This is a genomic window from Rhodococcus sp. IEGM 1330, from assembly GCF_033142445.1.
GTDB lineage: Bacteria > Actinomycetota > Actinomycetes > Mycobacteriales > Mycobacteriaceae > Rhodococcoides.
The window spans coordinates 309001-321256 of record NZ_JAWLSB010000005.1 but is presented as its reverse complement, the minus strand read 5'-3'; the positions used below and the strand labels follow the sequence as shown (position 1 = coordinate 321256).

General features: G+C 64.1%; 11 protein-coding genes. 4 read left to right on the top strand and 7 right to left on the bottom strand.

All coding sequences use genetic code 11. From position 1 onward, the window contains the following. The first annotated feature begins 60 nt into the window (after window positions 1-60). Complete coding sequence (locus R4P57_RS14440; protein WP_317803512.1) at window positions 61-699, top strand: MBL fold metallo-hydrolase; 639 nt, start codon at window positions 61-63, stop codon at window positions 697-699. On the opposite strand, the gene R4P57_RS14435 is transcribed toward R4P57_RS14440, so the two are convergent. From R4P57_RS14435 to R4P57_RS14415, 5 genes are all read right to left on the bottom strand, one after another. Further along, window positions 696-1322: an LppP/LprE family lipoprotein gene (locus tag R4P57_RS14435; protein ID WP_317803511.1), complete on the bottom strand. Its 627-nt coding sequence runs from the start codon at window positions 1320-1322 to the stop codon at window positions 696-698. The genes R4P57_RS14440 and R4P57_RS14435 overlap by 4 nt on opposite strands. Window positions 1323-1504: 182 nt before the next feature. Then, window positions 1505-2314 (bottom strand): hydroxyethylthiazole kinase, encoded by an 810-nt coding sequence (gene thiM, locus R4P57_RS14430; protein WP_317803510.1) that lies wholly within the window; start codon window positions 2312-2314, stop codon window positions 1505-1507. A gap of 172 nt (window positions 2315-2486) precedes the next feature. Continuing rightward, entirely contained in the window at window positions 2487-3188 is a 702-nt protein-coding gene (locus tag R4P57_RS14425) for a DUF2334 domain-containing protein (RefSeq protein WP_317803509.1), read from the bottom strand. A gap of 55 nt (window positions 3189-3243) precedes the next feature. Next, window positions 3244-3753: a glutathione peroxidase gene (locus R4P57_RS14420; protein WP_317803508.1), complete on the bottom strand. Its 510-nt coding sequence runs from the start codon at window positions 3751-3753 to the stop codon at window positions 3244-3246. 130 nt (window positions 3754-3883) lie between these two features. Next, window positions 3884-5281 (bottom strand): cation:dicarboxylate symporter family transporter, encoded by a 1398-nt coding sequence (locus R4P57_RS14415; RefSeq protein ID WP_317803507.1) that lies wholly within the window; start codon window positions 5279-5281, stop codon window positions 3884-3886. A gap of 236 nt (window positions 5282-5517) precedes the next feature. On the opposite strand from R4P57_RS14415, the gene R4P57_RS14410 reads away from it, so the two are divergent. Further along, window positions 5518-7011: a sensor histidine kinase gene (locus tag R4P57_RS14410; RefSeq protein ID WP_317803657.1), complete on the top strand. Its 1494-nt coding sequence runs from the start codon at window positions 5518-5520 to the stop codon at window positions 7009-7011. Further along, a complete protein-coding gene (locus R4P57_RS14405) occupies window positions 7008-7682 on the top strand; it encodes a response regulator (RefSeq protein WP_317803506.1) in 675 nt (224 codons plus the stop codon). The genes R4P57_RS14410 and R4P57_RS14405 overlap by 4 nt, the downstream gene beginning before the upstream one ends. A 77-nt stretch (window positions 7683-7759) precedes the next feature. Here the strand turns inward: R4P57_RS14405 and R4P57_RS14400 are convergent, their stop codons facing one another. Further along, window positions 7760-9892, bottom strand: a complete 2133-nt coding sequence (locus R4P57_RS14400) for a S9 family peptidase (protein WP_317803505.1) — start codon at window positions 9890-9892, stop codon at window positions 7760-7762. Then, window positions 9889-10773 carry a phosphoribosylaminoimidazolesuccinocarboxamide synthase gene (locus tag R4P57_RS14395; protein ID WP_317803504.1) on the bottom strand — a complete coding sequence of 295 codons (885 nt, stop codon included), beginning with the start codon at window positions 10771-10773 and terminating at the stop codon, window positions 9889-9891. The genes R4P57_RS14400 and R4P57_RS14395 overlap by 4 nt, the downstream gene beginning before the upstream one ends. Before the next feature lie 62 nt (window positions 10774-10835). Between R4P57_RS14395 and R4P57_RS14390 the strand changes: the two genes are divergently transcribed. Further along, the gene (locus tag R4P57_RS14390; protein WP_317803503.1) at window positions 10836-12248 is read left to right on the top strand and encodes an MDR family MFS transporter; all 1413 of its coding nucleotides are present in this window, start codon (window positions 10836-10838) and stop codon (window positions 12246-12248) included. Window positions 12249-12256 lie beyond the last annotated feature (8 nt).

Genomic DNA, 12256 nt, shown 5'->3' with positions numbered 1-12256 from the left:
GCAGGTGGGAGTCTACGCAGCCCTGGCGGGAGGCGCGAAACCGCGCTTACTGTGGGGTCCATGCGGCTGACACACTTCGGACATTCCTGCGTTCTCGTCGAACTCAACGGCACCACCGTGCTGTTCGACCCCGGCACGTTCTCCCACGGGTTCGAGGGCATCACCGGACTCGACGCCATCCTCGTCACCCATCAGCACCCGGATCACGTCGATCTGCAACGACTTCCCGCTCTCGTCGAGGCGAATCCGCGAGCGGCCTTGCACGCCGATCCGATGACCGCGGGCCAACTCGGTGGCCAGTGGACGCCGGCTCCGGCGGGCAAAGCCTTCGCTGTCGGCGGCATCACGGTCACCGGCGTGGGCGGCACCCATGCCGTCATCCATCCCGAACTGCCGGAGATCGACAACACCGGCTATCTGCTCGGTACTCCGGAGAATCCAGGCCAGCTGTTCCACCCGGGCGACTCGCTGTTCGTCCCCGAGCAGCAGGTCGAGGTACTCGCGCTTCCCGCAGCCGCGCCGTGGTCGAAACTCTCCGAGACCGTCGAATTCCTGCGCGCAGTGGGCCCGAGAATGGCATTTCCCATCCACCAGGCCATCGTCGCGGAACAGGCCAGGGGCATCTACTACGGCCGCTTCAAGGACATGTCCGACGCCGAAATTCGCGAACTTCCCGAGGAGTCGTCCGTCTCTATCTAGCCGGTGACCTCGGGCGGGAGGGTGCCGATCATGGTCACCTGCGTGCCATCCCATCGATAGTCGATTGTCACCGGTCCGCCGGTGGGATTGGCATTGGCGTCGTTGGCGAGCGGCCAGCGGTAGTTCACCGTGACGGTGTCGGCGGATTGCGCCGCAACAGAGGTGAATCCGTAGGGCTCGAGCGTGGCGGTGCCCAGATACTCGGCATCGTCAAAGAACAGCAGATGCGTCGGCGAACTCACCGTCGCCCCGTACGGCAAGGCTTCGACCCAGGTGAACGACGCACACGGATCGCCCATGTCGGTGGCGACCCACGGCGAGTCGGCGAACACGAGCGGCAGCGAGTCCACGGCCTGTGTCACCGGTGCCGACGCCAGATCGAGGCACTGCGGCTCGGTCTCCGGCGGTCCCATCGGAACCAGGTCGCCGGCCTCCTCGGGCTGCGTCTGCTGCGGCTGGGTTCCCTCGGCGACAGTGGCCGGGTCGGGCGTCATCGGTGCCGGGCTTGCCGCCGTGGTCGCCGAAACGGCCGAGGACGGTGCTGCCGAGGGCGTTCCTTGCTCCGCTCCGCCGCAGGCGACGAGAGCTGATGCACCGACAGCGAGGAGTAGAAGTCGTTTCATGAAGACCGCCTGGTTCGTATTGTCCGACGCCAGGTATGTCTGCTCGCAAACATGTTCCGTTACATCACATTTGGATCAAGGGCCCGTTACATCCCTCACGATCTGCAGCCATTGCTCCACTACCCAGCGGTTCCGCGATATCCCCGCGGATATCGCCGCCCAGTGGAGCACCATTTGCCATGTCAGGCAGCGTCGAGTCGAACCAGCTCGCGCAGTAGCGACTCGTCCACCGCGTCGAGTCCGTCGAGGAACGCGGCAGCGAAGGACCCCGGCCGCGACGTCGACCGAGCAGCGATCTCCGACGCGACGGCGACATGCGCGTGCGCCGCGACTGCACCGATCAGCGCATTCGGTGATACGGAGCAGTAGGCAGCCGTCAGCGCACCGAGCGCGCACCCGGTCGCCGTAACCCGCTGCAGCAGTGCGCTTCCGCCGCCCACCTTCACCATGCCGCCGGGGCCGAGGATGTGATCGGTCTCCCCCGATACCGCAACCACGTCCGATCGATCGAGTAGCGACCGGGCCGCATCGACCGAATCAGCCACGGGTGCAGACGAATCCACCCCCCGAGATCCACCTTCAGCGCCCGCCAGTCCCATGACCTCGGACGCGTTCGCGCGAATCACGCTGGGCCGGTTGGCAAGTAGCTCGACGGCCACCTGGGTTCGCCACGGTAGACCGCCGGCTCCCACCGGATCGAGTACCCATGGCTTGCCCGCTGCCCTCGCTGCGGCCGATGCCAGCCGAGAACTTTCCACCTGGGCGACCGTCGGAGTTCCGAGATTGACCAGGACCGCGTCGGCGATCTCGGCGAAGCCGGCCGCTTCCTCGGGGTTGTCCACCATCGCCGGAGCGGCCCCCGCAGCCAACAATGCATTGGCGACGAACTGCACCGACACGGTGTTGGTCAGACACTGGACCAGCGGATTGCGATCGCGCAGAAGTCGATGTGCGTGGGCGATGTCGTCCAGGGTCACAGTCGAGGCACTCATTGTTGCGAGTCTACGACCGCACCCACCCCGTTCGCGTCAATGGACCATTGCATACGTCTGAGCGGTGCAATGGCACATTCACGCCGCAACCCGGCGCGCGTGAATGGCACTTTGCATACGTCTGAGGCATGCAATGGTCCATTGACTCGGGGCGGGGCGGGGTGCAGCGAAACTACGCCACGCGGGCTTTGGATCGCGGGATCCATTCGTACACGCCGGCCTCGGCTCCGTGGTGCAGGGAGAGGTCGATGGCATCGAGGATTGCCTGTCGCGGTCCGGGGCGGCCGAGTTGCTTGGCACTGATGGCCAAGCGCACAACTCCGTCACGTCGGGCGGTGCGCCCTGCACCGAGTACCAGTGCTTTGAACCACCAGGGCTCGGCTTTGAATCCTTCGCCGATTCCCCAGACTCGAGCGCGGACGACGCCGTCACGGTCGAGGTCGTGAATACCGTTGAGAGATGCGAGCATTCGGAAGCCTGCGTCGGGCAGGGCTTCGACGGCACCGGGTGAGGCGATCCAGCGCGGAGCGGCGAAGATTCGGGTGCGCAGGCCGGTCTGTTCCATGACGCGGTCCGCTGCCATCAGTCGAAGTCGAGCTTCGTGGCGCGGCAGTGCGGAGAACTCGGAGCGTCGACGCTTCGTCGCGGCCTGGTCGTAGCCGTGCAGAACGATCGCGTCGCCTCCGTCGCGTCGAGCCCGCAGCCATTCCTGGGTTGGCACGTCCGCTGCGAGTCGGTATTTGTCCTTGAGTCGCGGCGCGACGAGCAGCGACAAGGGGACGCCTCGTCCGTCGAGGATCCGCGCGAACTCGGCGGCGTGCTCGTAGGTGTCGTTCTTGATTCCGCTCACCGACACGATCAGGCGTCCAGACATGACTCGAGCCTCGCACACCAGCGTGAACGAGGCTCGAAGTCGATGCAGACAGAAGCTAAACGGCCATCGTTTCCTTCGGCAGGATCTTGTCGATTGCGGCGAGCACCTCGGGTGCATCCGGCTCGGTGCGCGGACGGAACCGATCGGTGACGACGCCTTCGGGCGAGATCAGGAACTTCTCGAAGTTCCACTGAACATCTCCGGCTTTGCCTTCGGCATCCTCGGTCTTGGTCAGCTCGGCATACAGCGGGTGCCGGTTGTCTCCGTTGACATCGACCTTCTCGGTCATCGCGAACGTGACGCCGTACGTGGTGGAGCAGAACGTTTCGATTTCTTCGGCGGTGCCGGGCTCCTGGCCACCGAACTGGTTGCAGGGCACCCCGACGACCGACAGGCCATTGGCCGCGTACTCGTTGGCGAGCTTCTCGAGCTTCTCGTACTGCGGGGTCAGGCCACACTTGGACGCGACATTGACCACGAGAACGGCTCTTCCGGCGTACTCGTCGAGCGAGGTGGGCGCACCACCCAGCGTGTTGATGCCGATGTTCTGAACTTCAGTCATCATCCGAACTTACCTGTGAGTACCGACAGAATGGAACCGAGGCACAAAAGCAAGTACGACCCCGCTGGTAGCGGGGTCGTACTTGCGTTTCTCCGAACCGGGCGACGGGGGGATGCGCGTCGCCCGGCAGGTCTTATGCCTTGGCGGCGGCTTTTTCGATGATGACCTGCTTGTCCGCGGGTCGATCGTCCTCGGGGAGGTGGTCGTCGACCATGGTCTCCTCGTCGAACGGCAGGTTGCCGTCGAGAACGGTATTGACACGATCGTTGTCGATGGTCTTGGTCCAAGTGCCGACCAGCAGGGTTGCGACGGCATTGCCCGAGAAGTTCGTCAAAGCACGTGCCTCGGACATGAACCGATCGATGCCGACGATGAGGCCGACTCCGTCGAGCAGCTCGGGGCGGTGGCTCGACAGTCCGCCGGCCAAGGTAGCCAGGCCGGCACCGGACACTCCGGCTGCGCCCTTGGAGGCGATGATCATGAACAGCAGCAGCGAGAACTGCTCGCTGATCGAGAGGGGCATGTTCATGGCGTCGGCGATGAAGATCGAGGCCATCGTCAGGTAGATCGCGGTGCCGTCGAGGTTGAAGGAGTATCCGGTGGGGACGACGATACCGACGGTGGTGCGCTCGACTCCGACATGCTCCATCTTGGCGATCAGACGCGGCAGGGCCGACTCGGAGGACGACGTGGCGACGATGAGCAGGTACTCGCGGGCCAGGTACTTGACCAGCTTGAAGATCGAGAATCCGGAGACGAACTTGAGGATGAGGCCGAGGAAGAAGAAGACGAAGATGAAGCAGGTGATGTAGAAGGCGAGCATCAGGGTGCCGAGCTGGATGACGGCGTCGAAACCGGTCTTGCCGACGACTCCGGCGATCGCACCGAAAGCACCGATCGGGGCGAGCCACAGGATCATGGTCAGGATGCGGAAGACGAGCTTCTGCACTGCGCCGATGCCCTTGAGGATGCCTTCACCCTGCTTGCCCATGGCCTGCAATGCGAAGCCGACGAGGATCGCAACGAACAGAGTCTGCAACACACTTCCGGCAGTAAGGGCAGAGACCAGCGTCTCCGGAATGATTCCGGCGATGAAGTCCATCGTGCCGCCTGCACCCTCAGCGGTCTCGGCGTACTGATCTCCGCCGCCCGCCACGATGTTCAGCCCCTCGCCGGGCTGGATGAGGTTGCCGACGACCATGCCGATACCGAGGGCGATGGTCGACATGCTGATGAAGTAGGCCAGTGCGAGACCGCCGACGCGACCGACGCTGGCGGCGGCGCGAACCGATCCGATGCCGAGCACGATGGTGCAGAAGATGACCGGGCTGATCATCATCTTGATCAGGCTGACGAACAGCGTGCCGAGCACCGCGAGTTCGACGGCAAATTCCTTGGCCGTCAGACCGACGATGACTCCGGCGATCACCGCGATGATCACGGCGATGTAGAGCCAGTGAGTCTTGTCGCGCTTCTTCTTGGGTTCGGTGGGCGGGTTGTCGAACCGCTCAGCATCGGTGCTGATACTCATGAGTGTTCCTTCTGGTTTCTGGTGAAGCGCGAGTCGAACTGGCTGACTTCGTAACTACTGGGAGTGGAGTGAGGTGCATCACCCCTGCTGAGAGATGATGTTGCTGCACGCAGTGACAGGAGTCACCTATACGTTCATTTCGTTCACACCGACTGTTCTTGCGCGAAAGGAATTCGTTGTCCACCAAACGTCCGCTGAGCGTCGCCGGCCAGGTGTTGGTGCTGCAGCTCGTCGTCATGGCTGTCGTCGTGTTCGCCGGCGGCATCCTGACGGTGCTCAACGAACGGTCCAACAGCGACGACGCGACCCGACGCGAAGTCACGGCGATCGCCGTGAGCATCGCCAACGAACCGTCGACGCCTCTGTCCATCGAATCCGACGATCCGACGTCGCGTCTGCAGCCGGAAACGGAGAAGATCCGTCAGGTCACGGGTGTCGATTTCATCGTCGTCATGGCACCGGATCGGACCCGCTTCACCCACACCACCGTCGACCTGATCGGTAAACCGTTCAGCGGCAACATCGATCGAGCGTTGCAGGGCGAGACGTTCACCGAGACCTATGTCGGGTCCCTCGGCCCCTCGATCCGGTCGGTCACCCCGGTCACCGACTCGTCCGGCGAAATCGTCGGCCTCGTCTCGGCAGGAGTCACTCGCCAGAAGATCAGTGATCAGTTCTTCCAGGGCCTGCCGCTCATCATCGGGGTAGTGCTCGCCGCCTTCGTCGTCGCCGCGGCGGGATCGACGCTGCTCAGCCGACGGCTCAGGCGTCAGACGCTGGGAATGGCACCGGCGGAACTGCGCACCATGTACGAACATCACGACGCCGTCCTGCACTCGATCGGCGAGGGACTGTTGGTATTCGGCCGCGGCGACGAGGCGGAGTTGGTCAACGACGAGGCCCGACGCCTCCTCGATCTACCGGAGGGCCCGGTCTCGTTCGAGTCGTTGCCGGAGTCGATGCAGCAGATGGACACCGGCATCGTGCGCGGCGAATTGCATCTGACGCAGGATCGCGTACTCGTCGTCAACCAGGATCCCGTGATGTGGGAGGGCCGACGCCTGGGCAATGTGCTGACGATTCGCGATCAGACCGAATTGCGTTCGTTGATGGGTGAATTGGACTCGGTACGCAGCTTCGCGGAGTCGCTGCGTTCGCAGGCTCACGAGTCGGCGAACAGGCTGCACACCGTCATCACCATGGTCGAGCTCGGCCGACCCGAGGAGGCCGTCGAGTTCGCGACGGCCGATCTGGAACTCTCGCAGGCGCTCATCGATCGCCTGATGAACGCGGTGAGCGAACCTGCACTCGCTGCGCTGCTGCTGGGCAAGGTCAGTCAGGCCGCCGAGCAGGGCGTGGAGCTGACGATCACCGACGACACGGCGATGGAGCACGAAGGTGTGCTCACTGCACGCGAATTGGTCACGCTGGTAGGCAATCTGATAGACAATGCCATCGATGCCTCGAAAGAATCCGACCAGCCGTGGGTCGAAGTGACGGTCCGCGACGCCGATGGTGAACTCGTCGTGAGAGTCGCCGACAGTGGTCCCGGAATGCCGCCGGAGACGCTCAAAGCTGCTCTGCGGCGGGGCTACTCGACCAAGTCCGGGTCACGCGGGCTGGGCTTGGCCCTGGTGACTCAGGTGATCGGTCGCCATCGCGGCACCTTGACATCCGAGGTGACGTACGGATCCGTCATGGTTGCCACCATTCCGGGATCTTCGTCGTGATCAAGGTATTGATCGTCGACGACGAACCGCTGATCGCCGAGGCACACAAGACCTACGTCGAGCGGACCCCGGGCTTCGAGGTGGCCGGGGTGGCGCACACCGGCGCTGCGGCCATGCGTTTCGCCAGCACCGAGGCCGTCGATCTGGTGTTGCTCGACATCGGCCTACCCGACGCGAGCGGCATCGACGTGGCGGCAGCTCTCGGCGGTCTGCGCCCGAGTCCCGATGTCATCGCCATCACCTCCGAGCGGGATCTGTCGGTGGTGCGGTCGGCAGTGGCGCACGGCATCGTGCTGTATCTGCTCAAGCCGTTCACGTTCGCCGCGTTTCGAGACAAGCTCGAGCGCTATCGCGAATTCCACGCTGCGTTGCCGGCCGGGGAGAACGCGTCGAGTCAACGCGACATCGACCGCGCCATGGCGCACCTGCGGACGGCCGACGAACGCGTCTCGACCCCCAAGGGCATTGCCCCGCAGACGATGGACGGAATCACCGCGAGCATCAAGGAAGCGGCCGACGGACTCAACGCGTCCGAGGCCGCCAAGGTCGTCGGAGTCTCCCGAGTGACGGCCTGGCGCTACCTCGAGCGCCTCGCCGACGACGGCCTGGTCACCCGGCACACCGAATACGGCAAGGCCGGGCGACCGCAGGTCCGCTACGTGTGGCGTTAGAGCGGCTGCGCCGCATGTGAGTGGAAATTCGTAGCAGGCTACGAGGCAGGAGTGGAGCCTGCGGAACGACCCGAAAGTCAACCGTTCACATGGGCACCGGTCTTGTCTACGATCCACGCATACTCGAAGGCCGCCTCTTTCCATTTCTCGTAGCGTCCGCTGACTCCCCCGTGTCCGGCGCTCATTTCGGTCTTGAGCAGCAGATCCGAGTCACCGGTCTTCGTTGCCCGCAGTGCAGCAACCCATTTCGCGGGCTCGACGTAGAGGACGCGAGTGTCGTTGATGGACGTGATCGCCAGGATCGACGGGTAGTCCTTGGCTTCGACGTTCTCGTAGGGGCTGTACGACTTCATGTACTCGTACACCTCCTTGTCTGCCAACGGGTTTCCCCACTCGTCCCATTCGATGACCGTCAGCGGCAGCGACGGGTCGAGGATGGAGGTGAGCGGATCGACGAACGGAACGTTGGCGAGGATGCCGTTGAACAGTTCAGGCGCGAGGTTGGCCACCGCGCCCATCAGCAGTCCACCCGCACTGCCGCCATCGGCGACCAGATGCTTCGGCGAGGTGCGTCCGGTGTCGATGAGATGCTGTGCGGCAGCGACGAAGTCGGTGAAGGTGTTCTTCTTCTTCAGCGTCTTGCCGTTGTCGTACCAGTGCCGACCCATCTCACCGCCGCCGCGGACGTGGGCGACGACGAAGACTATGCCACGGTCCAGCAGCGACAGCCGAGCGACAGAGAACGACGGATCCATCGAGGCCTCGTACGATCCGTAGCCGTAGAGCAGCGTCGGCGCAGGACCGTCGGATACATCCTTGCGGCGGATGACCGACAACGGAACCTGAGTGCCGTCCGGCGCGGTGGCCCATTCCCGTTGCTGCACATAGTCACCGGCATCGAACTTACCCAGAACCGGCTGCGATTTGCGGAGCAGCAGTTCGCCACTGGCGATGTCGAGGTCGTAGACCTGGCCGGGAGTGATGAACGAGGTGTAGACCATCCGCAAGAGCGGCTGATCCCATTCCGGGTTCGAGCCTGCACCGACGGAGTAGAGCTCCTCGTCGAATTCGAGCTCGCGGTACTCGCCGTAACCCTCGTCGGTCAGTGGCCAGATCGCCATGCGGGTCAGGGCTTCTCGTCGGTACGTGAAGATCAGGTGGCCGGCGAACGCATCGATATCCTCGACTCGGACGTCGTCGCGATGCGGAACCAGAATGCGCTGGTCGAGTGGATCCTCGACCGGAGCCTCGGCGAGCAGGAAGTTCTCGGCCTTATCCCCCTCGGTGCCCCAACCGTTCACCGAGCCGTTGTGGGTGATGAGGAATCGATCCTCACCGGCCACGACGGCGTGCTCGATGCCGTATTCGACGCCGTCCGTGCGTGGCAGCACGACGCGGAACTCACCCTCGGGATCGGTGGATTCCAGCACCAGACACTCGGAGGTGATCTTCGAGCCGACCCAGATCATCAAGTACTTCTCGCTGCGGGTGGTCCCGAAGCCGACCCAGTAGCTCTCGTCGGGCTCATGGAAGACCGTGACATCCTCGGCCTTGCCGAGAGTGTGCCGCCAGACGGTGTCGGGCCGCCAGGACTCGTCGACCGTCAGGTAGAACACGTGGGTCGCGTCGGCGGTCCAGGTGGCTCCGGGTGCAACGTTCTCGATGGTGTCGGCGAGCAGCTCGCCGGTCTCGAGGTTCTTGAAGCGCAGCGTGTAGCGTTCGTCGCCCTCGGTGTCGGTCGAGTACGCCAGCAGCGTGCCGTCGAGGCTGATCGAGAACGCGCCGAGAGAGAAGAAGTCGTGACCCTTCGCCTCTTCGTTGGCGTCGAGCAGGATCTGCTCTCCGGGTACGTCCACGTCGGACGACAGGGTGGGCGGAGTCCAGTCGTCGGGAGAGTCGACGGGGCAACGGCATTGGAGGCCGTAGGACTGCCCCTCGACAGTGCGCGAGTAGTACCACCACTGCCCCATGCGCGTCGGTACGGACAGGTCGGTCTCCTGGGTCCGCGACTTGATCTCGTCGAAGATCTTGCCGCGCAACGACTCCAGGCCTGCGGTCTGCTGCTCGGTGTAGGCGTTCTCGGCTTCGAGGTAGGCGATCAACTCGGGATCGTCCTTGACCCGCAGCCATTCGTAGTTGTCGATGAACGTATCGCCGTGATGGGTGCGCTCGTGCGGCACCTTCTTGGCAATAGGTGGGGTGATCGTCATGGTGTGACCCAATCGTCGAAGTTCAGGCCCGAGATGCGCTCGTAGGCCTCGATGTAGCGGCTACGTGTGGCTGCGACGATGTCGTCGGGCAATGGTGGTGGCGGGGTGTCGGAACTGCGGTCCCAGCCGGATTCGCCGGTCAGCCAGTCACGGACGAACTGCTTGTCGAAGCTGGGCTGAACGCGACCTTCCTGGTACGAATCGGCAGGCCAGTAGCGCGAGGAATCGGGGGTGAGCACCTCGTCGGCGAGCACGAGGTTGCCGTCCGCATCGGTGCCGAACTCGAACTTGGTGTCCGCGAGAATGATTCCGCGTTCGAGAGCGAAGTTGGCCGCACGCGAGTAGATCTCGATGGTGTCCTCGCGCAGCTTGAAGGCGAGTTCGGCACCGATCTTCTCGACGACCTGATCGAAGGTGATGTTCTCGTCGTGGTCGCCGAGCTCGGCCTTGGACGCGGGCGTGAAGATCGCCTGGCCGAGCTTGCTGGATTCGATCAGCCCCGGCGGGAGTTCGACGCCGCATACCTTTCCGGTCGCGTTGTAATCCGACAGACCCGAACCGGTGAGGTAGCCGCGGGCGACGCATTCGACCGGCACCATGCTCAGCTTCTTGACCACCAGGGCGCGGCCGAGCAGTTCGGCGGGAATGCGTTCGTCGAGCGGATCGCCGGCCAGATGGTTGACGCCGCCGAGCTCCTCGAAGAAGAACACGCTCATCGCCGTCAATACGCGTCCCTTGTCCGGGATCGGGGTGTCGAGGATGTGGTCGTAGGCCGAGATTCGGTCGCTCGCGACGAGCAACAGATGCGCGTCGTCGATCGTGTACAGATCGCGGACCTTGCCGCCGGCCAGATGCTCGTAGCTACTCAGTGATGGTCGCACGGTGTTCAACACTATCTGGGCCGGTGGCGGCGGGGGTGCCGGTAGGCATCAGACTGGTAGCCGTGGCAACGAAAAACACGACGTCGGATGTCGGATTCCGCTCCGAACGCGGACCGGTACTGGTTGCGTTGATGCTCAGCACCTCTTTGGTCGCCCTCGACTCGACCATCATCGCCACCGCGGTGCTGTCCATCGTCGACGACCTGGGCGGGTTCACCCAGTTCCCGTGGCTGTTCTCCATCTATCTTCTGGCGCAGGCAGTGTCGGTGCCGCTGTACGGAAAACTGGCCGACCTGTTCGGCCGCAAGAAGATCATGCTGTTCGGCATCGCGGTGTTTCTGCTCGGCTCGATTCTCTGCGGCCTGGCCTGGAGTATGCCCGCCCTGATCGCATTCCGGGCGGTGCAGGGTCTCGGCGCGGGTGCCGTGCAGCCGATGGCAATCACCATCGCCGGCGATATCTACACCCTCGCCGAGCGCGCCAAGGTGCAGGGCTACCTCGCCAGCGTATGGGCGATGTCCTCGGTACTCGGCCCGGCCCTCGGCGGTATCTTCTCCGAGTTCCTGACGTGGCGCTGGATCTTCTTCGTCAACATTCCGCTGTGCGCACTGGCCGCGATGATGCTGTGGCGCAAGTTCGACGAGGGAGCCGTGGAACGCACCAAGCCCAAGATCGACTACCTCGGTGCCGGGCTGCTGACGGTGGGCGCAGCGATGGTGCTGCTCGGGCTGCTCGAGGGCGGACAGTCGTGGGCATGGAACTCCCCCGTCAGCATCGCCATCTTCGCCGCCGGGATCTCGATGCTCGCCGCCTTTGCAGTGGTTCAGACCAAAGTCGAGGAGCCGATCCTGCCGCTGTGGGTGTTCACGCGTCGAGTCCTGGTGGTCAGCAGTACCATCTCGCTGCTCGTCGGTGCGTTGATCCTCGGCCTGACGTCCTACGTTCCGACGTTCGTGCAGGGCGTTCTCGGAACCGGGGCGATCGTCGCCGGCTTCGCGCTGTCCACCCTCACGCTCGGCTGGCCCATAGCGGCATCACTCTCCGGGCGGGTGTACCTCCGGTTCGGTTTCCGCACCACGGCGCTCATCGGTGCCTTCATAGCGGTAGTCGGAGCGGCTTTCGCCACTGGCCTCGGAGCCGGCTCGCAGGTGTGGCAGGTAGGCGCGGTGTGCTTCGTGATCGGCCTCGGTATGGGCCTGATCGCGAGCCCCACCCTCATCGCCGCCCAGTCGAGCGTCGAATGGTCCGAGCGCGGCGTCGCCACCTCGACCAACATGTTCGCCCGCTCCATCGGCAGCGCAGTCGGGGTCGCGGTGTTCGGTGCCATCGTCAACTCACGAATCTCCGACGACCCGAGTCCCGAACAACTGTCCGACGCCATCCATCCAGTCTTTCTGGGGGTCCTGGCGGCGGCAGCGGTGATGGCCATCGCGGCACTGTTCATGCCCAAGCGTGCCGCCGAACCGACCCGATAGCGTCCCTT